The sequence below is a fragment of the uncultured Aquincola sp. genome (assembly GCF_964001545.1).
Lineage (GTDB): Bacteria > Pseudomonadota > Gammaproteobacteria > Burkholderiales > Burkholderiaceae_C > Aquincola.
Genome location: NZ_CAXFDV010000467.1, coordinates 1 through 24,278, shown reverse-complemented (window position 1 = coordinate 24,278; position 24,278 = coordinate 1). Strand labels below are relative to the sequence as shown.

Here is a 24,278-nt window from a genome sequence, read left to right as displayed (position 1 = left end):
GCCGGGTGCCGCTGCTGGGCAGCGGCCTGGGCCTGCGGCTGAAGCTGGCCACCACCACGCAGGCCGAGCTCGATGTGGCCTGGCCCCACAAGCGCACCAGCGCCACGCCCGACGGCGGCGCCCGGCTGCATGTGCGGCTGCTGACGCAGTTCTGAGCCCGCACCGCGCCCTCCCCTCCACGCTTTCCATCTGCTGCACCCCATGGCCCGCCAACTGTCCCGCCGCCGCCTGTCTGCCCACCTGAGCCCGCTAGCCGCGGCCCTGGTGGCCGTGTGGCCGCTGCAGTCGGTGCTGGCCCAGCCGGCGCCCACCGCGCTGCCCAGCCCGGCCGCGCAATGGGTGCAGCGCTACACCGGCAGCGTGGCGCCGGTGCTCAGCCGCCCGACCGGCCAGCCCAACAGCCTGCTCATCAACCAAAGCGGCAACCGCGCCATCTACAACTGGAACCGCTTCGACATCGGCAGCGCGGCCAGCGTCGAGTTCCGCATGCCCGATGCCAACGCGGCGGCGCTCAACCGCATCGGCGGCCTGTCGCCCAGCGTGATCCAGGGCGCGCTCAAGTCCAACGGCCAGGTATGGCTGATCAACCCCAACGGCGTGGTGTTTGGCCAGGGCGCGCGGGTGGACGTGGGCGCGCTGATCACCAGCACCCTGAACGTGGCCGATGCCGACTTCCTGGACGGCCTGACCAGCCGCACGCTGGGCCGCGGCCCGGCCTTCCGTTACGACGGCGCGCCCGAGGACTTCATCGACAGCCGCAACTTCGTGCGGGTGGACGCGGGCGCCGAGATCCGCACCGCCGAGGGCGGCCGCGTGTTCCTGTTCGCCAAGCGGGTGGACAACGCCGGCAGCATCTCCACCCCCGGCGGGCAGACGGTGCTGGCCGGCGGTGGCGAGGTGTACCTGAAGCTGCCCACCAGCGAGGCCATCTATGCCTCCGAGGTCAACCCCAACGTGCCGGCGGTGCAAGGTCTGCTGGTGGAAGTGGGCGCTGCTGCGGGCCGCGACGGCTCGGTGGCCAACCTGGCCGGCGGCAGCATCAGCACGCCGCGCGGCAACACCACGCTGGTGGGCCTGGCGGTCAACCAGTTGGGCCGCATCAGCGCCACCACCAGCGTGTCGCAGAACGGCTCGGTGCTGCTGCTGGCGCAGGGCGGCACGCAGGTGGGCCCGGCCGGCACCGAGAACTTCTATGAAGCCGGGTCGGACCTGTACAAGCGCGCGCAGCGCGCCGGTTCGCTGGTGCTGGGCAGCGGCAGCCGCATCGAGATCACGCCCGACGTGCCGGCCACTGGCGCCGCGCCCACGTCGGACGGCAATGCCACCTTCGTGCCTTCGCGCATGGCGCTGGCCGGCCACGACATCACGCTGGCCGCGGGCGCGCTGATCCAGGCGCCGGGCGCCAGCGTCACGCTGCGGGCCGGCACGCCCGACTACCGGGCCGACCGGCTGACCAGCCGGGCCTTCACCGCCAACGACCCCACGGCACGCATCAGCCTGGCCGATGGCGCCACGATCGACGTGGCCGGCACCACCAGCACGGTGGTGAGCGCGGCGCGCAACTTCGTCACCACCGAACTCCTGGGCGCCAACGACCTGAAGGACGCGCCGCTTCAGAAGGAGGGCGTGCTCTCGCGCAACCGCGTCACGCTGGACATCCGCGACAAGCTCGATGCGGTGGACTCGCCCATCCTGGGCGAGCTGGACAGCTACCGCAATGCCGTGCAGCGCAGCGCCGAAGAACGCCTGTCCACCGGTGGCAGCGTGGACCTGCGGGCCGAAGGCGCGGTGGTGATGCATGAGCGGGCGCGCATCGATGTGTCGGGCGGCCAGGTGGCCTATGCCGAGGCCATGGTCACCCCCACCCGCCTGGTGGCCGAGGACGGCAGCCTGTACACGCTGAACACGGCCCCCAAGGACCGGGTGTACGAACGCACCATCAACGACAAGGGCACGCCCAAGCCGCTGTACGACCGCTGGGGCGTGCGCACTGCCTACGGCAATACCCTGCCGGCTGAAAAGGCGCTGGGCTATGTGGATGGCCAGTCGGCGGGCAAGCTCAGCGTGGTGGCCCCCACCGTGGTGCTGGACGGCCAGTTGGCCGGCCACACCGTGGTCGGCGACCGCCAGCGCAGCGGCCTGGACGCGATGGCCGCCCTCGGCAGCCTGGCCGTGGGCACGCTGCAGAACGCGCAGCCCTTTGGCGGCAGCAGCTATGCCGGCGCGGTGGTGGCCGGCACCCTGCGGCTGGGCGCACAGGCCGGCAGCCTGGGCGAGGGCTTCTGGCTCGACCCGCAACAGGCCGCGCTGGGCACCGACTCGCGCGTGGCCGCCGGCACGGTGATGGCCGGTGGCTTCGGCCAGCTCACGCTGGCCAGCAACAGCGACGTGCGCATCGAAGGCGAGCTGGCGCTGCCCGACCGCGGCAGCCTGCAGGTGGCCTCGCGCGACGGCGGCGTGCTGATCGGTGCCAACGTGGCGGCCCGCGCCGGCAGCGTGAAGGCGCAGACGCTGGCCGGCGGCGACGTGACGCTGGCGGCCGGCCGCGGCATCGACGTGTCGGGCCGGGTGCTGAACGAGCGCAACGATGGCCCGCTGGCCCGCAGCACGATCAACGGCGGCAGCGTCACGCTGCAGTCGCGCCGCGGCGTGCTGCTGCAGGCCGGCAGCAGCATCGACGTGGATGGCGGCGCGGTGGTCACCGCCAACGGCGTGCAGGGCGGCAGCGGCGGCAGCATCAGCCTGGCCAGCGGCAGCGCCGACGTGTCCGGCGGCGCCAACCTGCTGCTGGGCGGGAGCCTGAGCGGCCATGCACTGAGCCGCCCGGGCAGCCTGTCCATCAGCACCGACAGCATCCGCATCGGCAACGCTGCAGCGGGCAGCCCGGCGGCCAGCACGACGCTGGACGCGGGCTTCTTCTCGCGCGGCGGCTTTGCCAGTTACAGCCTGGACGGCCGCGAGTTCGTGGACCTGGCCGCCGGCACCGTGGTCGCGCCGCGGCTGGAGGCCTGGATGGCGGCGCCCGGCTTGCGCGACGCAGCCACCGGCAGCGCGCTCGATGCCTACGTGACCGCACCCGCGGGCGCGCTGGCGCCACTGCCGGCACCGGTGAACGTGTCGCTGGCTTCCGGTGGTGGCGCTTTGACCGTGGGCGCGGGCGCCGGCCTGTCGCTGGCCGCCGGCGCCACCGCGCAGCTGCAGGCCAACACCCGCCTGACGATGGACGGCGAGATCCGCGCCGCGGGCGGCAGCGTCACGCTGCGGCTGACCCGCGGCGGCACGCAGGAGCAGCAGGACTACGACAACGCGCAGTACCTGTGGCTGGGCGGCCGCAGCGTGATCGACGTCAGCGGCAGCACCGTGCTCACGCCCTCGGCCAACGGCCTGCGCCAGGGCACGGTGCAGGACGGCGGCCGCATCACGCTGGACGCGGCCACCGCCGCGCCCACCAGCCTGGTGCTGCAGCAGGGTGCGCAGCTGCGCGCCGATGGCACCGTGGGCACGCTGGACGTGAGCCGCCAGACCGCGGGTGCCACCGTGGTGCAGCGGCAAACCGTGGCCAGCAATGGCGGCAGCCTGACCGTGCGCGCCAGCCGCGACCTGCAGCTGGAAGGCAGCTTCTCGGCGCGTGGCGGCGACCCGAGCGCGGCCGGTGGCAGCCTGTCCATCACCCTGACCAGCGTGCCCGGCAGCCGCGTGCTCACCACGCTGGCCGCTGAGCGTGAGCTGCGCATCAGCCGCGAGAGCGCCACCACCACCGCCGGGCTGCAGCCGGCCGACCTGGCCGCGCCGCGCGACCTCACCGGCCAGACCCGGGTGGGCGCCGACTGGCTGGCGGCCACCGGCGTGGCCGACCTGAGCCTGAGCTCGCGCGACGCCATCCGCCTGGACGAAGGCGTGACGCTGGCGCCGGTGCGCAGCCTGCGGCTGGACACGCCGGCCCTGCGCTACGGCAGCGACACGACCGCCACCGGCAGCGTGCAACTCAGCGCCGCCACCCTCACCCTGGCCAACACCCAGGCGCCGGTGACCGCCGGCACCAACACCCGGCCGGCGCCGGTGGCCAGCAGCGGCACGGGCCAGCTGCTGGTGCAGGCCGGCAGCCAGCTGTCGCTGGAAGGCGCGGTGGCCACCCAGGGCTTCGGCGGCATAGCCCTGCGCAGCCAGGGCGACCTGCGCCTCGTGGAGCTGCTGGGCGTCAGCGGTCGCAGCGGGGCCTTCAATACCGCGGCCGACCTGCGGCTGCAGGCCGACCAGATCTACCCGTCCACCGACAGCCGCTTTGTCATCGACGCGGGCAACCGCGTGGTGCGCATCGCCGCGGGCGATGACGCCGCCGTGCAGGCGCCACTGGCCTCGCGCGGCAGCCTCACCATCCGCGCGGGTGAGATCGAGCAGGCCGGCCTCCTGCGCGCGCCGCTGGGCCAGATCACGCTGCAGGCCAGCGGCCGGCTCACGCTGGCGCCTGACAGCATCACGTCGGTGTCGGCGGCCGGCCTGCTGCTGCCCGATGGCGACGGCCATGCCACCGGCAGCCTGCCGACCAAGCAGATCACGCTCGAATCCACCGCCGGCGCGGTGGACGTGCAGCGCAACGCGGTGCTCGACCTGTCGGGCGGCGGCGAGGTGCTGAGCTACCTGTTCGTGCCCGGCCCGGGCGGCTCGACCGACGTGTTCGCCGGCACCGATGGCGCCTATGCCATCGTGCCGACGGTGCGCAACGGCGCACCGCTGGACGCCACCTGGGCCGGCACCGCGCCCACCGCCGGCCGGCAGCTCATCATCGGCCCCGGCGGCCCGCTGCCCGAAGGCGCCTACACGCTGCTGCCGGCGCGTTATGCGCTGCTGCCGGGGGCCTTCCTGGTCAAGCCGCAGACGGGCGGGACGCCGCTGCAGTTCGGCACCCACCTGGCCCAGGCCGATGGCAGCAGCCTGGTGGGTGCGGTGACCGGCAGCGCCGGCACCGCGCTGCGCGATGCGCTGTCCAGCACCTGGCGCATCACGCCTTCGGACAAGGCCCGGCTGTCGTCGGAAGTGCGCGAGACCACGGCCACGAAGTTCTACACCCAGGCGGCGCAGGCCGCCGACCAGCCGCGCCCGCCGCTGCCCGCCGATGGTGGCACGCTGGTGCTGGCCGCGCAGCAGGCTTCGCTGGCAGGCACGGCGCGCTTCGGCGCCGATGCGGCCACGGCCGGCGCGCTCGGTGGCCAGGCCTTCATCACGGCCGATCGCATGGCCATCGGCGCGCCTTCGGCCCAGGCCGGCGTGCTGTCGCTGTCGGTGGCCCAGCTCAATGCCCTGGGGGCGCAGACCCTGGTGCTGGGCGCCCGGCCTGGCGCCACTGCCGACCTGCTCACCGTCACCGCGCGTGAGTTGAGCTTCAATGCGCTGGCCGACACCGCTTCCGTACTGCAGGCCGGCGACCTGCTGCTGGCCGCCACCGGCCAGCTGCGCCTGGGCAGCGGCGTCGGCCTGCTGGCCAGCGCGGTCCCCAGCGCTGGCGCTGGCACCAGCACCGGCACCGGCACCCCGGCCCGCGACTACCGGGTGACCGGCGACGGCGCGCTGCTGCGCGCCAGTGCCTCGGCCGATGCGCAGGTGCTGCGCAGCGGCGCCGAGCGCCAGACCGGCACGCTGGACATCGGCGAAGGCGTGCGGCTGTCGGCCGCGGGCGGCAGCCTGCTGCTGGACGCCACCGCCAGCACGAGGGTGGCCGCCGGCCTGCAACCGCAGGCCGCGAACATCACCGTGGGCGCCGGCCGCATCCAGCTGGGTGTGAGCGGCAACGACGCCGCCTTCGACGGGCAGGCGCTGCAGCTGAACCCGGCGTTGGCGGCCGCGCTGTCGGGCACGCAGCAGCTGTCGTTGCGCAGCTATTCGTCGATCGACTTTGGCGCAGGTGCAGGTGGCGGTGCAGGCGCCGGTGCCAGCCTCGGCGGTGCGGCCCTGCAATCGCTGACGCTGGACACGCCCGAGCTGAAGACGCTGGACGCCGCGGGCGCCACCTTGCAGGCCGCCGAGTTGAGACTGGCCAACACCACCGGCGTGGTGGCCAACCTCGACCAGCGGCCCACGGCCCTGGGGCTGCAACCCCGACCCGCGCCCACCGGCACGCTGCGCCTGCAGGCCGAGCGCCTGCTGGCGCTGGGCGACGGCAGCGTGGGCGTGGACGCCGCCAGCACCGTGCTGGCCAGCGGCGGCGTGATCCAGGCCGAAGGCATCGGCGGCCTGAGCACCCGCGGCGACCTGACGCTGCAATCGCAGCGGGTGCAGACCGCCTTGGCGGGTGAGGCCGACTGGCGCGCCGCCGGCGACCTGAGCATCGAGGCGCTGGCGCCCACCGCCGCCGGCGTGCCGGCCAGCACGCTGCCCGCCGCAGGCGCGGGCGGCCGCCTGGCCTTTGCCGCCGGCAGCCGCCTGGTGCATGCCGGGCAGATCACCGCGCCGGTGGGCGAAGTGAGCCTGCAGGCCGTGGGCGACCTGGCCCTGCAAGCCGGCGCCACGGTGCAGGCCACCGGCCTGCGCAGCACGCTCGACGGCAGCACGGTGGACCTGCCGGGCGGCCGCATCGCACTGGGCAGCCAGACGGGTGATGTGCGGCTGGCCGCCGGCTCGCTGCTGGACGCCAGCGCGGTGGGCGAAGGCCATGCGGGCCGCATCGAGCTGGTGGCGCCGCAAGGCCAGGTGCGCGTGGAAGGTGCGCTGCAGGCCCGTGCCACGGGCGCCAACGCCCGCGGCGGCAGCCTGGCCATCGACGCCGGCCAAAGCCTGGACCTGGCCGCGCTGGCGACGACGCTGGGCGGCGGCGACAACTTCGCCGAGCGCATCGCACTGCGCCAGCGCCAGGGCGACCTGACGCTGGCCGCCGGCAGCCAGCTCTCGGCCCGCCAGCTGGCACTGGCCGCCGATGCCGGCGCGCTGGTGATCGACGGGCAGCTGGTGGCCAGCGGGCGCAGCGCCCCGGCCAGCATCGAACTGTCGGCCGGGCAGGACCTGCTGCTGCGCAGCGGCGCGCTGCTGAGCAGCCGCAGCCTGGTGGGCGAAAGCCGCATCAGCCTGAGCACGCGCGACGGCTGGCTGCGCCTGCAAGAAGGCGCGACCATCGACCTGCGCCCCGGTGGCCCGCAAGCCAGCGCGGGTGTGCTGGAACTGCGTGCGCCGCGCATCGTGGACGGCGACACCCAGGACGTGGCCATCGCCGCCGTCGGCAGCACGCTGCTGGGCCTGGGTCGCGCCGAGGTGGAAGCCGTCAAGGTCTACAACGGCCAGGAGCTGATCGAGGGCTTCACGCCCGGCCAGGAACCGCCCGCCCCGCCGCCGCCCGATGGCGAGCCGGGGGGTGAAGATCCGGGCAGCGAGAACCCTGGCGGCGAGACGCCGGTGCCGCCGCCCCCTCCTCCGCCGCCGCCGCCTCCTCCTCCCCCGCCGCCGCCCCCGCCGCCGCCTCCTCCGCCCCCACCGCCGGCCGAGCCGCCGCCGCCGGGCACGCCTGCGCCGCCACCGCCACCACCGGCGCCGCCGGCCGGCCCTTCGCCTGGCAACGGCCCGACGACCGGCGACCAGGTACCGCCGGCGCCGCCCTTGCCCACCGTGGCCTCGCTGAGCAGCCGCTTTGCCGACGTGCGTGCGCTGGCCGTGGCCTCGCCGGCCGAAGGTGGCGGCCGTGCCCGCGCGCTGGCTGCATCACCTGGCAACGGCCCGACCACGGGGGACCAGGTGCCGCCGACGCCGCCGCTGGAGCCCAGCACGCAGCCCGCGCCGCCGCCACCGCCGCCCATCCCCGCGCCACCGCCGGCGCCCACGCCAGCACCGACGCCCACGCCTGCGCCGAGCCCCTCGCCAGAGCCCAGCCCCGCGCCCAGCCCGGGCTCGGGCGGCACGCCGGCGCCGGGCCCGAGCCCAGCGCCAGGCCCGGCCCTGCCGCCCGCGCCCACGCCGCAGATCGGCGTGGCCTCGATCAATGCCGACAGCGATGCCTTTGCCACGCAGGCACGCGCCACGGCCATCGCCACGCGCCTGTTCGGCGACCGGCTGCCGGTTGGCGCCAGCGTGACCGTGCGCGCCGGGGTGGAAGTGCGCTCGGACAGCACGCTCACCTTGTCCACGCCCTGGCAGCTGGCCGTGCCCACCGTCGGCCAGAACGCCAGCGGCCCCGTGCGCGTGGGCGGCGCCGCCGTCACGCTGCGTGCGGCGCAAGACCTGGTCATCGCACAGTCGCTGCACAGCGGCTTCGCGGCCCTGGACGCGTTCAGCGGCGAGCGTGAATGGCTGCCCGAGCCCGGCTCGGCCGGCGCCATCCGGCTGGTGGCGGGTGCCGACCTGGCCGCCGCGCACAGCGATGCCACGCTGCGCAGCACCGCCACCGGCAGCCTGACCATCGGCGGCAGCGCGGCGCCCGATGGCGTGCTGGTGCGCAGCACCACCGGCAGCATCACGCTGGCCGCGGCCCGCGACGTGACGCTGGCCGATGCCCGCAGCGCCGTCTACACCACCGGCCTGCCCAGCGCGGGCGGCGAAGGTGCGCCGCTGCTCGATGCCTTCAGCGGCCTGGTGCCCGCGGCCAATGAGCAGGGCTTCGTCGATCCCTTCCTGCAAGGCGGCGGTGCCATCAGCGTCAACGCCGGCCAGGATGTGATCGGCCAGCCGCTGGCCCGTGCCGATGCCGCCATCAACCGCTGGTGGTGGCGCGGCAGCATCGACAGCCGAGGTGTCTGGTGGTCGCGCTACGACCTGTTCGACGGCGGCCTCGCCACCTTCGGCGGCGGCGACGTGAACGTGCATGCCGGCCGCGACAGCCTGGACCTGAATGCCGCCGCCGCCAGCAGCGGCTGGGTGTCGCACGACGGCCGCAGCGGCGCGCGGTACGGCGGCGGCTCGGTGGAGCTGCAGGCCGGCCGCGACATCGCCGGTGGTCTGCTGTACGCCAGCGGCAGCAGCCTGCTGCTGCAGGCCGGCCGCGACATCGTGGCCAGCACCGGCGGCGCCGCACTGGCGCCGCAGCTGGTGCATGGCAGCACGCAGGTGGCGGTGCAGGCGCGCGGCGACCTGCGCGTGGCCAGCGTGCGGGCCGAGCACCTCACCTTCCCGTCGCTGGCCAATGCCAGCAACCAGGTGATCGCCGACACTGCGCCGCTGGCGCGGCTGGACCTGCTGAGCACCGCCGGGGATGTGCGCTACGACGGCGATGCGCAGCAGACCGAGTCCGGCTCGGTGAGCCCGGACGCCGCGCTGCTGGGCAGCCTGGTGCCGGCCTGGCTGCGCATGGCAGCGCCGCACGGCAGCGTGGACGTGCGCGGCCCCCTGCTGCAGCAACCGGGCGCCGACGGCGCGCTGGCGCTGCTGGCCGGCCAGGACCTGACGCTGGGCCAGGCGGTGACGGTCAACGCCACCCGCAGCGACGCGCTGCCCACCCTGCAAGAGCCGCTCACCCTGGCCGAGCAGCTGCGTCTGAATGCCTTCAACGATGGCGGCGGCCTGGACCGCAGCAGCCGCGATCCGGTGCACCTGGTGGCGGCCGAGGGCGACCTGACCGTGGGCAGCAACCTCACATCGGCCCGGCCGCTGCGCCTGGTGGCCGGCGAAGACCTGCGCCTGCCCGGCGCCAGCAGCCTGATCACCGCGCAGCACCAGGACCAGCGCTATGCCGGCATCGGCGACGACGGCCGTGCGCTGTGGCTGCCGGTGAGCGAAGGGAGCCTGCTGCAGGCTGGGCGCGACATCGTGGGCGGCGCGGTGAGCGGGGTCAACGGCATCGAGATCGCCGGCCCCGGCGATGCGCTGCTGCTGGCCGGCCGCCAGGTGGACCTGGGTAACACCAGCGGCCTGGTGGCCAGCGGCAACCAGCGCAGCAGCACGCTGCTGCCGGCGCGGGCGGCTGACCTGACCATCGTGGCCGGCTGGCAGCCGGGCGACACCCAGCAGGCGCTGGCCAGCGGTTTTGCGGCGCTGGGCGTCTCGGGCCTGCTGGCGCAGCCGGGCGCACTGCAGGCCTGGCTGGGCGGCGCCACCGAGGCCGCTGCCTTCGATGCGCTGCCGGCCGCGCAGCAACTGGCGCAGGCCCAGGCCCTGCTGGGCCCGCAGCAGGACGCCGCGCTGGCCCGCGTGCTGCGCACCGTGCCGGCCTGGCGCGACCTGAGCACCGATCAGGCCCGCAGCGCGCTGGGCAGCGCAGGCACGGCCTTGCAGGCCCAGGTGGCGCGCGGCCTGCTGCTGCTGGCCTTCGAGGCGCGGCCGGCCGCCGACCGCGCCGCCTTCGTCGCCACGCAGGCGGCGCGGTCCGGCAACCCGTATGCGGCCGGGCTGCAGCAGTACATGGCCCGCATCGGCGGCCATGCGCCGGCCTCTCTGGCGGCCGCGCTGGAAGGCTTTGCGGCCCTGCCGGTGGAGCGGCAACTGCCCTGGCTGCGCCAGGTGCTGGCCACCGAGTTGCGCAACGCCGGCCGCCAGGCCGCCAGCCTGGCCGACGAGCCGCGTGAAGCGGCCTATGCCGCCGGCTACCTGGCGCTGGAAACCCTGTTCCCGGGCGCTCGGGCGGCGGGCGACATCCGCCTGCCCACCAGTCAGATCCGCACGCTGCAGCAGGCCGACATCACGCTGCTGGCCCCCGGCGGCGCGGTGAACGCGGGCGAGCTGGTCTCGGGCAGCGGGGCCGGCAAGCCGCCTTCGCAGCTGGGCATCGTGACGGTGGACGGCGGCAGCATCTTCGCGGCCACGGCCAGCCACTTCGAGGTCAACCAGTCGCGCGTGTTCACGCTCAAGCAGGGCAACGTGCTGCTGTGGTCGTCCGACGGCAACATCGACGCCGGCCGCGGCGCCAAGACCGTGACCGGCGCCCCGGCGCCGGTGCTGCGGCTGGACAGCAACGGCAACCTGGTGGTGGACACCTCGGGCTCCTTCACCGGCAGCGGCATCGCGGTGCTCAATGCCGACAGCACGCTGGACCTGTATGCGCCGCGCGGCGAGATCAATGCGGGCGACGCCGGCATCGTCTCGCGCGGCAATGCCTTCTTCGGCGCGGTGCGCTTCGTGGGGGCCGACAACCTGGCCGTGTCAGGCGCCTCCATCGGCGCGCCGCCGCCCGCCCTCACCGGCGGCACCACCACGGCACTGGCGCCGCTGGGCCAGGCCGTCACCGCCGCGGGCAATGCCGCCACCTCGGCACTGGACGGCGCCGCCCAGCGCGCCACCGGCCCGCGCCGCATCGTGTTCCTCGACTTCCTCGGCTTCGGCGACGACCCGAGCTGAGCCTTCCTTTCGCCTTCTTGCATTGCGCCCCCATGCCACTCGCACGCACGCTCCGCCCCCTCGTCATCGGCCTGCTGGCCGCCGCGCTGCCGCTGGCGGCCAGCGCCTGGTGGAACAAGGACTGGACCCAACGCACCCGCATCGTGCTCAACACCAGCGCCCAGGGCGTGACCACGCAGGAGAGCGTGTCCGCGCTGCCGCTGGCGGTGCGGCTGCACAGCGGCAACTTCGACTTCCTTGCCGCCAAGGAAGACGGCAGCGACCTGCGCTTCGTGGCCGGCGACGACAAGACGCCGCTGTCCTACCGCATCGAGCGCTGGGACCCGGCCAACGAACTGGCCGTGGTGTGGGTGCAGGTGCCGCAGGTGCTGCCGGGCAGCGACAAGAACACCGTGTATGCCTATGCCGGCAACACCGGTGCGCCGGCCGCGGCCGACAGCGGCACCGGCTTTGACGCGGCCACGCTGGCGGCGGTGCACTTCGACGGCCGTGACAACGCCGGCGCCAGCCACGACGGCCGCCTGAAGGCCAGCGAGCCGGTGACGCCCGAGCTCAATGCGCTGCTGGCCGGCGGCGCCCGCCTGGCCGGCCAGCCGCTGGTGTGGCCGGCGCAGCCGCAGATGCGCATCGCAGCCGGTGGCGCCACCACGGTGTCGCTGTGGCTGCGCTCGGACGAAGTGGCCCGCGGCACGCTGCTGGCCTGGGGCCCGCTGTCGCTGACGCTGGACGGCGGCCAGCTGGCCGCACGCGTGGGCAGCACCCGCCTGGCCGGTGGCGAGGTGGCGCCCACCGCCTGGACGCAGGTGGCGCTGACCGTGGGCAACGGCCAGGCCCAGCTCTATGTCAACGGCGCGCCGGTGGCCAAGGCCGAGGTGGCCACGCCGCTGATCGAAGGCGAGCTGCGCGTGGGTGAAGGCCTGCGCGGCGTGGTGGACGAAGTGCAGGTCTCGTCGGTGGCCCGCAGCCCGGCCTGGCTGCAGCTGGCCGCCGCCTCGCAAAGCGCCGAAGCCAGGCTGCTGGCCACCACCCGCGACAGCGGCGAAGCCGCCGAAGGCCAGAGCCACGGCTACATCGGCATCCTGGTGTCCAACCTCACGGTCGATGCCTGGGTGGTCATCGGCATCCTGGCGGTGATGTTCGTGGTGGCCGCCTGGGTGATGGTGGCCAAGGCGGTGATGGTGGGCCGTGACGACAAGGCCAACCGCCACTTCCTGCAGCGCTTTCGCGGTGCCACGCACGACCTGCTGACCCTGGACGCCAAGGGCGCGGCCACTGCTTCGGCGCCGCTGTCGCGCCTGTATCAGGCCGGCGTGCGCGAGCTGGCCAAGCGCAACGTGGGCGTGGCCGGCGCGCCGCCGCTGTCGGGCGCTTCGCTGGACGCGGTCAAGGCCGCGGTCGATGCCGACCTGGTGCGCGAGAGCCACCGCCTGAATGCCCAGATGGTGCTGCTGACCATCGCCATCTCGGGCGGCCCCTTCCTGGGCCTGCTGGGCACGGTGGTGGGCGTGATGATCACCTTCGCGGCCATCGCCGCGGCCGGTGACGTCAACGTCAATGCCATCGCCCCCGGCATCGCGGCCGCGCTGCTGGCCACGGTGGCCGGCCTGGGCGTCGCGATCCCGGCGCTGTTTGGCTACAACTACCTGGCCGCGCGCATCAAGAACATCTCGGCCGACATGCAGATCTTCGTCGACGAGTTCATCACCCGCGTGGCCGAGCTGTACGGAGCACGCTGATGGACGTGCGCGCCGACAACCAGCCCTACGACGACATCAACATCACGCCGATGCTGGACCTGGCGTATGTGCTGCTGGTCACCTTCATCATCCTGACCACCGCCTCGGTGCAGGGCGTGAAAGTGAACTCGCCCACCACCACGGCGCAGAACAACCTGGCCAAGCCGCAGACGCGGGCCATCACCGTCACCGCCGACGGGGCACTGTTCCTCGACGCCTACCCGGTGACGCTGGACGAGCTGCGCAACCGCCTGGCCGACTACAAGGCCGCCAACCCGGCGCTGCCGGTGGTGCTCAAGGGCGACACCGCCGCGCAGTACGACGTGGTGGTGCAGGTGCTGGACATCGCCAAGCGCCTGGACATCGCCGAGATCGGCCTGGTGACCACGCGCGCCAAGTGAAGGACCGGCCATGCAAGTCAACACCGACGCCAAGCCCTACGACACCATCAACGTGACGCCGATGCTGGACCTGGCCTATGTGCTGCTGGTGGTGTTCATCCTGATGACCACCGCCTCGGTGCAGGGCCTGACCATCAGCGTGCCCAAGCCCAGCAACCAGCCCGCCAAGGAGCAGCATGAGCTGATCGTGCTGCAGGTGATGCAAGGCGGCGCGCTGCTGGCCAACGGCGCCCCGGTCACGCTGGCCGAGCTGGAGCCGCGGCTGCAGGCCGCCAAGGCCCGCGATGCGCAGATGTCGGTCGCCATCAAGGGCGAGACCGGCGCCCAGTACGGCGGCGTGATCGCCGTGGTGGACCTGTGCAACCGGCTGGGCGTGAACATGGCCTTCATCACCGGCAGGTTCGGCACATGAGCGCGGTGATGCCCGACGACGCGCCCCGCTCGCGCACCTGGATCGGCGTGGTGCTGGTGGTGCTGGTGGCCGGCGCCCTGGTGTGGTGGCTGCGCGGCCTGGCCGGCAGCGCACCGGCGCCGCAGCGGCAGGTGGCGCGCATCGCGCTGCTGCCCGACACGCCGCCCCCGCCCCCACCGCCGCCCAAGGAAGAAAAGCGCCCCGAGCCCAAGGAGGCACAGGCCCGGCCGCAGCCGGTGCCGCAGCCCGACGTCAAGCCGCCGCAGCCGCAGCAGGTGCGCGAGGAAGGCCCGACCGGCAATGCACCCGGCGGCCTGCAGGGCGGCGAGGTGACCAAGGAAGGCGTGCCGCCCGGCCCGCTGATCACCGGCACCGGCAATGGCGGCGGCGGCACCCGTTCTACGCGCGCCGAAGAACGCTTTTATGCCCAGGCCGCGCGCCAGCTGCTGCGCGACGCGATCGAGCGGCACTTGAAGGGCGAGACCACCCAGGCCAGCGCCGAGGTGCAGCTGTGGATCGCGCCCAGCGGTGCCATCCGCCGCTTCGAGCTGACGCCCAGCGGCCAGCCGGCCGCTGATGCCGATCTGCGCAGCGCGGTGGCCGAAGCCACCCGCGAGCTGAAGCTGCCACCGCCGCCCGATGTGCCGCAGCCCATGCGCTTTCGCCTCACGCTGCGGCCGGCCTGATGCCTGCACCGCCGCACCGCGCCCCCACTTTCCAGCACCGACCCCAGACCATGAGACCCACTCCCGCCACCCACCGACGCCCGCTGTTGCGCACGTTCGTGTCCACGCTGACGGCCGCGATGCTGGCCGGCGCCACGCTGCCGGCCAGCGCCCAATCGGATGACCGGGCCGAGCTGGAAAAGCTGCGCGCCACCACCACCGCCCTGATCGAAGCCCTGGTGGGCCAGGGCCTGCTCAGCCGCGAGCGCGCCGATGCGCTGCTGCGCCAGGCCCAGGGCGGCGCCGCCAGCGCCCATGCGGCCGCACCGGCCGGCGGCTGGGGCACGCCGCTGGCCGCAGCCGGCGCTGAAGGCGCTGCCCGCGGCAACGTGGTGCGCATCCCCTACGTGCCCGAGACGCTGCGCCAGCAGATGCGCGAGGAGATCAAGCTCGACGTGCTGCAGCAGGCGCGTGAAGAAGGCTGGGCCGATTCACGCCAGGTGCCGGCCTGGGTCAAGGCCATCGGCTTCGAGGGCGATGTGCGGCTGCGCTGGCAGACCGACCGATTCGCGGGCGACAACCTGCCGGCCGAGTTCTATCGCGCGCAGACCAATGGCCCGGCCTGGGCGCCCGACCTGACCAACACCACCGAAGACCGCAACCGCCTGACGCTGCGCGCGCGCTTCGGCGTCAATGCCAAGCTGTCGGAAGACACGCGCACGGCCATCCGCATCAGCACCGGCAACCTCAGTGGGCCCACCTCCACCTCGCAGACGCTGGGCAGCCACTTCAACAAGTACAGCGTGGTGCTGGACCGCGCCTGGCTGCGCTGGGAGCCGCGGCACAACCTGCGCTTCATCGGCGGTCGCATGCCCAACCCCTTCTACGGCAGCGACCTGCTGTGGCCTGACGACCTGAACTTCGACGGCGTGGCCGTGCAGGGCGAAACCAACCTGGGCAGCGGCGTGTTCGCCTTTGCCACGGCCGGCGCCTTTCCGCTGGAAGAGCTGGCGGTGGACAGCAAGGACAAGTGGCTCTACGGCCTGCAGCTGGGCGCCGATGCGGCGCTGGGCTCGTACATGCAATGGCGCGTGGGCCTGGCGGTGTACGACTTCCGCCATGTGGCCGGCGTGCAGGCCAGCGAGCCGCCGCCCACCGGCCCGCGGGCCGGCACCGTGGCCTACCAGAGCAGCCAGTACCCCGCCTCGGCCCGGCAGAAGGGCAACACGCTGATCAACCTCAACGACCCCACCAGCACCGCCAGCCCGGTGTGGGGCCTGGCCTCGAAGTTCCGGCCGGTGAACCTGACCACCGGCGTGACCTTCAAGCACTTTGATCCGCTGCAGGTGGGCCTGACGCTGGACTGGGTGAAGAACAGCGCCTTCGACCTGGCCGACATCCGCCGCCGCGCCGGCTTGCCCGAGCTGCAGCTGGCCGACAAGACCACCGGCCTGCAGCTGCGCCTGCTGGCCGGCCATGAACGCCTGGCCAACCGTGGCGACTGGCAGGCCTTCGTGGCGATGCGCAAGTTCGAGCGCGACGCCTGGCTCGACGCCTTCACCGACACCACCTGGAACGGCGGCGGCACCAACTACAAGGGCTGGACCCTGGGCGGCCATTACGCGTTCGACCGCAACGCCAGCGTGGGCCTGCGCTGGACCAGCACCCGCAACCTGGATGACGGCAGCCTGTACCTGAGCAATGCGCCCTACAAGCTCGACACCCTGCAGGTGGACCTCAATGCGCGCTTCTGACCTTTCCGCCCGGGGCCGGGGCTGGCCGACCTGCCTGGGGGTGCTGGCCTTGTCGGCGGCCTGTGTGCTGCCCGCCGCCGCGCAGGACAACAACAGCCGCGAACGCGAAGCCCTGCGCCGCGCGCAGGCCGCGCTCAACGACACGCGGCGCGAACTGGCCGCCGCCCAGGCCGAACGCAGCGGCCTGCAACGCGACAAGGAAGCCGCCGCCGCGCAGGCCCAGGCCGCGCAGCAGGCGCGCGACGGCCTGCAGGCCCAGCTGCGCAGCCTGCAGCAGCAGCTGGCCGCGCTGCGCGCCGAGCAGCAGGCGCAGGCCGAACGGCAGCGCAGCGAACGTGAGGCCGACGCCACGGCCGCCGCGCAGCGCCAGCGCGAGGCCGCCACGCAGCAGGCCGCGCTGCAGGCGCAGCTCGAAGAGAGCCGGCGCGCCAACGCCAGCGTGACCCAGCTGCTGGAACGCGCCACCCGTGCGCTGGCCAACGCCGAGGACAAGAACCGCCAGCTGCATGCACTGGCGCTGCAGGCGGTGGAGCGCTACCGCGCCAAGACGCCCACCGAGGCGGCGCTGCAAGGCGACCCGCTGCTGGGACTGACGCAGGTGCGCATCGAGAACCAGGCCGAAGAGCTGCGTACCCAGGCCGATGCCCTGCGGCTGCCGGCGGCCCGTTGACGCGCGCGACAGGCATTCGGTATAAACTGTTTATACCGTATACCTCGTTCAAGAAAGCAGCATGACCAAGGTCACCCGTCAACGCAAGTCCACCATCGCCGCCGAGCTGGCCGCCCAGCCCGCGGCCCAGGCCCCCGCCGAAGCGGCGGCACCGGCAGCGCCCGCCCAGCCCGTGGCCCCCAAGGCCGGCAAGGTGAAGGCGGCGGCCAAGAAGAAGTCGGACAAGCCGGCGGCCCCCGCCGCGCCGGCCACGCCCGAAGTGCCCAAGGCCAAGACCAAGCTGGTGCGCGACAGCTTCACCATGCCCAAGGCCGAGTACGAGCTGCTGGCGCAGCTCAAGCAGCGCGGCACCGTGCTGCACCGCCACGTGAAGAAGAGCGAGCTGCTGCGCGCTGGCATCGCCGCGCTGGCCGCCCTGTCCGACGAAGCCTTCCTGACCGCGCTGGACCGCGTGCCCAGCCTGAAGACCGGCCGGCCGAAGGCCGAGCAGGCCGAAGGCGCCGACCAGGCCTGAGGCCGCCGGGCGACATGGCGGGACGGGCCCTGCCCCGGCCCGCTGCCCCGGACGACGCCCTTCAGCGCGACCCGGCGCTGCCGCGCAGCAGGCGTGACAGCCGCTGCTGCAGGCTGACACCCGAGCCGCTGGCCACAGGCTGCGCCGCGCTCCGTACCGATGCGGCCGCCATGGCCCGCGCTTGCGCTGCTGCCAGCGGGGTGACCGCCACCGGCTCTTCCCGCAGCACCGGCCGCTGGCGCAACCAGGCCGTGCCATGCAGCACGTCGGGCCGGCCATCGCCGTCCAGGTCGCCGATCGCCAGCGCGTCGGGCGCACTGCTGCCGTAGTCCTTCAACGGCCAGGTTTCCAGCGCCCCGAACTGGCCGTCGCCGCGCTGCCGGTACACACCGAGGGGGTAGCCACCCCAGCTCCACACCAGCAGGTCGTTGCGGCCATCGCCATCCAGGTCCGCCACCTTGCCGTGGGCCGGGTTGCCGATGCTGGCCATGGCCACCGGCGCGGCAAAGCCGCCGCCTGGCGCCTGCGCGAGCACGGTCACGCGCTGGTTGAAGGTTTGCATCAGCACCACGTCGGCCCGCCCGTCACCGTTCACATCACCGATGGTCAGGCCGTCCACCCAGGTGCCTGACGGCAAGGTGCCGGGGTACCAGGCACTGGCGTAGCCGCCGACCGGCGTGCGCAGCACGACGCCCAGCGGTCCGTGGAACGATTCGCTGGTCGCCAGGATGTCGGGGCGGTCATCGCCGTCCACGTCGCCCACCGCCAGGTCACCGAACGACCTCACCGACAGGCTGACGCTGGTGGCTGCGCCAAAGCGACCGTCCGCGCCCTGCAGCCAGACCGACACGCTGCTGCCGAGGAAAGGCGCGCTCACCAGGTCGGGGCGGCCATCGCCGTTCATGTCGGCCACGCGCACGATGTAGCTGTCCAGGGTGTCGATCACCTGGCTGCTGGCCAGCGTGCCATCGGCCTGCTGGCGGAAGACCTGCAGGCCCCGGCCCGAGGCGGCCAGCACCACGGCCTGGCGGCCGTTGCCATCCAGGTCGGCCACGGCCATCGAATGGATCTGGCTCGTGTAGTCGGCGATCGTCGTGTAGCGCTGCTCGTCCGCGAAGCGGCCCTGGCCCAGCCCGCGCCGCACCACCAGCTTGAACGAAGCGGCGTCGCTGGACGCGTCGTAGCCCGTGGCGAACAAGGCATCGGCACGGCCGTCGCCGTCCACGTCGCCGATGGCCACGGCCTGGCCGGTGCTGGCTGCCAGCAAGGTCTGCGGTGCCGCAAAGCGCCCGGGATCGGCCGTGAATTGCCAGTACTGCGTCTGCCCGACATTGCCGTGCCGATCGGCCAGGTAGTTGACCGCCAGCGTGTAGCGGGCGCCGGTGCGCAGCGGCGCCTTGGGTCGCAGCGTGATCGTGCGACCCGAGAGATTGAGCGTGGCATCGACCCGACCGATGCCATCGCCCAGCGTCACGTTGCTGTCGTTCACCGAGGCCGGGTCCGGGTCGTCGTCCAGCTGCAGCACGAAGACGCTGTCCAGCGGCAGCTCGGGATCGCCGGCGGTCGGCGACACCAGCGTGGCCTGCGGCGCACTGGCATCGATGTCGAAGGTCCAGCTGGTCTCGTCCACCGGGTTGCCGAGCAGGTCCACCGCCGCTGCAGTGACGCGGGCGGTGTAGCGGCCGCTGGGCAGCGCAAAGGTGTGTGCGATGGAGAGCGTGCGCCCGCCGTCGTTCCAGTAGCCCCTCAAGGGCACCGCCTGCCCGTCCGGGCCGGTCAGGGTCACGATGCGATCGGCCTCGACGCCGGTGTCCATCGGGCGGTCGAAGGCCAGCTGGGGCTGCACGAAGGCACCGTAGACCGTGGCTCCGGCGGCCGGCACGCGTTGGGTGATGGCGGGCGCGGTGCCGCTGCTGCGCTGCCCCGCCACGCGCCAGCCGGTGACGCGACTGAGGCTGCTGGTGCTGCCGCCAGGCCCGCTGGTGCTCAAGCGGCTGCGCACCGGGCCCACGTTGGGCGCGTACCAGTCGTCGGAAGTGAGCGTGCTGGACACGCTGCGGCCGGTGCTGCTGAGTTGCACCGTCTGCCGCACCACCGTCTGCACATGGGCCGACTGAGGGTAGCGGCGGCCGGCCTCCTCCACCGTCTCGAAGCCCAGCACGGCGCCTTCCATGCGCAAGGTCACGGTGTCGGGTTGGCCGTCGTCGTCCAGGTCCAGCAGGCCGGCCAGCGTCTGGTCGGCGATGACCCAACGGTCGCCGTCCACCAGCGGCAGGCGCAGCAGCGTGATGCGGCCCAACGCGGCCAGCGCCGGGTCGTTGCCGGCATCGGCCAGCACCTGCACGCCAGCGGCCGACTTCAGGTACAGCGTGGTGCCGGGCAGGTCGCCGCCACCCTGGGTGGCCACCACCAGCGCCGTGCCGCCTTCCACCGGCTGCGTGCCGGTGACGTCCACCTGGGTGGTGACGCCTTCGCCATCCTCAAAAAGCCAACGGTCGCCGACGTTGAGCGGGTAGTAGTCGGCGCCAGCCATCGGCCCGCTGGCAGGGCCTGAGCCTTCGCCCGCGCCGCCGCCTCCACTACCTCCGCCACCTCCGCCGCAGGCCGCCAGGGCCCACACCGCGACTGCCACCAGCCAAGCGCCGGTCTTTCGGCGCCCCGCGCCGCTCCTTCCCTCACCCATCTCCACTCCCAGTGTTGTTCGTGATCCCGCGCCTCCCGGACGCGGCGCCCTTCGCAAAGGCGCGGCATTCTGGCCTGCCCGGCCGCGGCGCCTGCTCATGCGTAGAACCCGCGACATCGAAGACCCTGGCCCGTGGCACGATGGTCCGGTGAACACCTGTCGCCTGATCTGCGCGCTGCGCCTGGCCGCCGCTGGCCTGCTGGCCGGCCCGGCGCTGCCGGCGCCGGCCTGCGAAGGGCCGGTGGTGTCGCTGGTGGTGCCCTACCCTGCCGGCGGTTCGATGGACGCGGTGATGCGGCTGGTGGCCGATGGGGCCGGCGAAGAAGCGGGCAAGACCTTCGTGCTGCGCAACGTGGGCGGCGCCTCCGGCGCGTTGGCGGTGCAGCAGGTGCTGCGCCAGCCGGCCGACGGCTGCACGGTGCTGGCGGGCAACGTCAATGCCGTCATCCTGGCGCCGCTGCTGATGCCGCAGGCCGGCTTCCAGCCCACCGACCTGGTGCCGCTGGGCCAGGTGGGCTCGGCCGACTTCCTGGTGGTGGCGGCGCCCGGCTTTGCGGCGCACACGCTGGAAGAGCTGCCCGCGGCGGCGCGGCGCGCGGGCCGGCCACTGTCGGCCGGGCATCCGGGCACCGAGACGCTGCAGCACCTGGCGCTGCCGCTGATCGAACGGCGCTTGCAGCTGCCGCTGCTGCGTGTGCCCTACAAGGGCTCTTCGGTGCTGGTCAACGACCTCATCGGCGGCCACCTGGACATCGCGGTGGTGGCCGAGCCGGTGGCCACGCCGCTGGTGGCGCGTGGCCAGCTCAAGGTGCTGGCGCGGCTGGGCGAGTGGCTGCCCAGCCCGGCGGGTGGCCGGCAGCCGCCCCTGCTGGGCTGGGCGGGCTGGTTCGTGGCCGCGAGCACGCCGGCGCCTGCGCGCCAGCGGCTGCAGGCCGCGCTGCTGGCGGCGCTGGCACGGCCGGCGCTGCAGCAGCGGCTGGAAGCGCTGGGGTCCGACGTGCCCGACGAGGCCCAGCAGCAGCGCTTTGCCGCCACCGTGTTGGCCGACATCGGGTTGTACCGGCAACGGATGCAGCAGCGCTGAGGCACCCGCGGCGGCTCAGGCACGCGCTCAGGCTGCTGCCAGCACCGCCTGGGCATGCTCGACGAAGCGGCGCGTGGCCTCGCTGCAGCGGCTGAGGTCGGCCGGGGCCACCAGGCCCACGGGCGGCAGCGCCTTCAACAAGCCCGGCGCGACACGCACTTCGGCCAGCAGGCCGGCTTCCAGCAGTTGCACGGCGGTGTTGCGCGGAATCAGCGACAGCAGCTCACGCTGCTGCAGCATGGCCAGCGTGAGCAGCAGCGCCCGGCCACTGACCCAGCAGGTGCGCGGCGGCACGCCCAGCAGGTCGAACAGCTGGTGAAAGTCGCGCGCCGCAATGCCGCTGGGCGGCGGCGTGAGCCAGACCTGCGTGGCCAGCTCGGCCAGCGTGACCCCCTGGCGCCCGGCCATCGGGTGCTGCGGCCCGCACACCACCACATAGCCGTCTTCCACCAGCGGCAAAAAGCGCATGGCCGCCGGCAGCTGCGGCGGCTGGCGGCAGCACAGCAGGTCCACCTGGCCATGCTCCAGCAGCTGCAGCAGGTCGTCCACCGCCACCGTCTGCACATCCACCACCACATGGGGCTGCGCACTGCTGAAGGAGGGCACCACCCGGGCCAGCACACCCGACAGCCCCGCCCCGATGCTGCCGATGCGCACCGTGCCGGCCGCGCCGGCCCCCATCGAGGCCACGGTTTCGGCGCAGGTCTGCATCTGCCGCACCGCCAGGCGCACCGGCGCCAGCAAGGCATGGCCCAGCGGCGTGGGCCGCATGCCGCGGGAATGGCGCTCGAACAGCGCGTGGCCGAGGATGGACTCCATCTCGGCCAGCGCATGGGTGGCACCGGGCTGGCTCATGCCGATGGCCTCGGCCGCCTTTTGCAGGCTGGACAGCTCGGCGATCTGCACCAGCAGCTGCAGGTGCCGCAGGCGGGCGCGGGCCATCAGCCGCGCATGGAGCACGGCCGGCGTGACGCTCGGGCTGTTGGGCATGGCCGCGACATTTGAATTTTGAATGGCAGGCACTGTATTCGAATTCGACCTTCCGCCACTGTTTGCCCAGAATCGCGCCGGCTTGCAAGCAAAGACATTCGCCCGCCCTATGCCTCGGGACGCCGTTGGCAAGAGGCCGGGTTCTTTCATGGAGACTTCCCGATGACCATCCGCCCTGCTGCCTGGCGCTTCGGCGCCCTGGCCCTGGCTTCGCTGCTGGCTGCCTGCAATGGCAGCTCCGACAACGACAACACCGCCAACGCCGTCGATGCCCGCATCGCCACCATCGACAAGTCGCTGGTGATCTCGCCCACCGAATCGACCACCTGGTTCCAGACCAAAGCCGGCTGGGGCGCCACCTACACCGGCTCGGCCGCCTGGAAGTCGTACATGGCCTTCATCGAGGCGCGGCTGGAGGAATACGGCGCCACCCACATCACCCGCCCCCGCTTTCCGTACGAGCGCTGGTACACCACCGAATACCCCGACAAGAGCGGCTGGTCGCTGACCTCCGACGGCACGGCGGTGGACGTGGCTTCCTACGCCACGCAGTCGGGCAGCACCGGGCCCAACGGCGTCACCGCGCCGATGATCCTGCTGGACCTGAGCGCGCCGGCCGCCAGCCGCCCCACTGCCGCGCAGATGGCCGGCAAGATCGTGGTGGTCAAGCAGGCGCCCTACACCTACACCGGCGGCAGCGCCGGCTACACCGACTACGAGTTCCGCACCAACGACGACCAGTTCCTGGCGCCCTTCACCGCGGTCGACCCCACCTATGAGGCGAGCTACCGCAACCGCCACCAGTACGGGCAGATGGGCACCACCATCAACAGCTTCTTCCGCAGCACCACCAACAAGCCGCTGGGCCATGTGGTGGTGATGGACATGCCGCCCGGCGCTGCGCAGGGCGGCCGCCAGCACGGCACGCCCAACCGCTATGAAGTGCCGGGCGTGCTGCTGGACAAGGTCAACGGCGCCAAGGTGGTGGAAGACGCCCGCGCCGGCAAGACCGCCACGCTCAAGCTCAATGCCCAGGTGGAAACCGATGCGCTGGCCTACACCCTGGTGGCCACGCTGCCGGGCAAGGACTTCGGCACCGACAAGGACACCGCGGTGATGATGGCCACCCACGTGGACGGGCCGGCGCTGATCCAGGATGCCGGCGCGCTGGGCATCCTCGGCGTGCTCAAGTACTACGCGCAGATTCCGCAGGCCCAGCGCCCGCGCAGCATCTTCGTGGTGTTCGACACCCGCCACTTCGTGCCGGGCGCCGAGCGCACCTATCCGTACGACTTCGTCGAGGACAACCACGACCAGCTGGCCAAGTGGGTGATCGGCGGCGTGGCGGTGGAGCACGTGGGCGGCGCGCAGATGGCCGACGTGGGCAACGAGTTCCGCGCCACCGGCCGGGCGATGACCACCTACATCAACACCCACGGCAACGACGTCAACGTCGAGAAGGCGATCGAGGCGGTGAAGTACGCCGGCCTGCCGCGGGCACAGGTCAATGCCGAGGAGCGGCCCGGCATCAACGGCCAGGCCCAGAACAACTGGTTCGGCCGCAACTTCGCGGCGCACCTGGAAACGCTGGGCAACCACCCGGTGTGGCACGTCACCGGCGACTGGCCCAGCTCGGGCTACCAGGCCTTCTACCCCGGCATGGACCGCTTCAAGCCCGAGGTGTTCACAGCCCAGGTGACCACCGCCGCCGCGCTGGTGGCCACACTGATGACCACGCAGGACCTGGTGCCGATGTCGTCGTCGTGGTCGAAGGTGGACGAGGGCATCCGCGCGCTGCTGGACGCCGACTTCACCACGCCGGCCACCGCCGCCACGCAGCGCAGCGCGCTGCTGGCGGCCAGCAAGACGATGTTCTCGTCGGTGCGCAAGAGCGACTACAGCAAGACCCAGGGCGAGCTGGACGCGCTGCGCGCCAGCATCACCGGCAGCACGGTGGCCAATGCCCGGCAGCAGACGCTGCTGGACCTGATCACCGACCTGAAGGCCCGCGTGACGAAGGCGACGGCGGCGCGCGCATGAGGGTCTGGGCCACCTCGGCCAGGTGCTGGCGCACCGCCCTGGCCGGGGCCGAGAGCCAGGGCTCGCTGCGGCTGAGGATGACCAG

12 protein-coding genes are annotated in these 24,278 nt (G+C 73.2%); 10 read left to right on the top strand and 2 right to left on the bottom strand.

All coding sequences use genetic code 11. The features are described 5' to 3' along the window. Positions 1-201: 201 nt before the first annotated feature. The 8 genes from ABNT58_RS16065 to ABNT58_RS16030 all read left to right on the top strand — a co-directional run bounded on the left by ABNT58_RS16065 (position 202) and on the right by ABNT58_RS16030 (position 17,396). The gene (locus ABNT58_RS16065; protein ID WP_348754461.1) at positions 202-11,244 is read left to right on the top strand and encodes a filamentous haemagglutinin family protein; all 11,043 of its coding nucleotides are present in this window, start codon (positions 202-204) and stop codon (positions 11,242-11,244) included. Positions 11,245-11,276: 32 nt separating this feature from the next. Next, positions 11,277-12,980 (top strand): DUF2341 domain-containing protein, encoded by a 1,704-nt coding sequence (locus ABNT58_RS16060; protein WP_348754460.1) that lies wholly within the window; start codon positions 11,277-11,279, stop codon positions 12,978-12,980. Then, positions 12,980-13,381: a biopolymer transporter ExbD gene (locus ABNT58_RS16055; RefSeq protein WP_348754459.1), complete on the top strand. Its 402-nt coding sequence runs from the start codon at positions 12,980-12,982 to the stop codon at positions 13,379-13,381. Before ABNT58_RS16060 ends, ABNT58_RS16055 begins: the two co-directional genes overlap by 1 nt. A gap of 10 nt (positions 13,382-13,391) precedes the next feature. Continuing rightward, a complete protein-coding gene (locus tag ABNT58_RS16050; RefSeq protein WP_348754458.1) occupies positions 13,392-13,793 on the top strand; it encodes a biopolymer transporter ExbD in 402 nt (133 codons plus the stop codon). Beyond that, positions 13,790-14,479, top strand: coding sequence for a TonB C-terminal domain-containing protein (locus tag ABNT58_RS16045; protein ID WP_348754457.1), 690 nt, complete (start codon positions 13,790-13,792; stop codon positions 14,477-14,479). The genes ABNT58_RS16050 and ABNT58_RS16045 overlap by 4 nt, the downstream gene beginning before the upstream one ends. A 50-nt stretch (positions 14,480-14,529) precedes the next feature. Beyond that, positions 14,530-16,212 carry a putative porin gene (locus ABNT58_RS16040; protein WP_348754456.1) on the top strand — a complete coding sequence of 561 codons (1,683 nt, stop codon included), beginning with the start codon at positions 14,530-14,532 and terminating at the stop codon, positions 16,210-16,212. After that, on the top strand, positions 16,199-16,882 hold the full coding sequence (locus ABNT58_RS16035) for a hypothetical protein (RefSeq protein WP_348754455.1): 684 nt from the start codon (positions 16,199-16,201) through the stop codon (positions 16,880-16,882). The genes ABNT58_RS16040 and ABNT58_RS16035 overlap by 14 nt, the downstream gene beginning before the upstream one ends. A 61-nt stretch (positions 16,883-16,943) precedes the next feature. After that, on the top strand, positions 16,944-17,396 hold the full coding sequence (locus ABNT58_RS16030) for a hypothetical protein (protein WP_348754454.1): 453 nt from the start codon (positions 16,944-16,946) through the stop codon (positions 17,394-17,396). Positions 17,397-17,457: 61 nt separating this feature from the next. On the opposite strand, the gene ABNT58_RS16025 is transcribed toward ABNT58_RS16030, so the two are convergent. Further along, positions 17,458-19,929, bottom strand: coding sequence for an FG-GAP-like repeat-containing protein (locus ABNT58_RS16025; protein ID WP_348754453.1), 2,472 nt, complete (start codon positions 19,927-19,929; stop codon positions 17,458-17,460). 298 nt (positions 19,930-20,227) lie between these two features. On the opposite strand from ABNT58_RS16025, the gene ABNT58_RS16020 reads away from it, so the two are divergent. Then, positions 20,228-21,163 (top strand): tripartite tricarboxylate transporter substrate binding protein, encoded by a 936-nt coding sequence (locus ABNT58_RS16020; RefSeq protein ID WP_348754452.1) that lies wholly within the window; start codon positions 20,228-20,230, stop codon positions 21,161-21,163. A gap of 27 nt (positions 21,164-21,190) precedes the next feature. Here the strand turns inward: ABNT58_RS16020 and ABNT58_RS16015 are convergent, their stop codons facing one another. Continuing rightward, positions 21,191-22,153, bottom strand: a complete 963-nt coding sequence (locus ABNT58_RS16015; RefSeq protein WP_348754451.1) for a LysR substrate-binding domain-containing protein — start codon at positions 22,151-22,153, stop codon at positions 21,191-21,193. Between the two features lie 162 nt (positions 22,154-22,315). On the opposite strand from ABNT58_RS16015, the gene ABNT58_RS16010 reads away from it, so the two are divergent. Beyond that, positions 22,316-24,193 carry a hypothetical protein gene (locus ABNT58_RS16010; RefSeq protein WP_348754450.1) on the top strand — a complete coding sequence of 626 codons (1,878 nt, stop codon included), beginning with the start codon at positions 22,316-22,318 and terminating at the stop codon, positions 24,191-24,193. Positions 24,194-24,278: the final 85 nt, after the last annotated feature.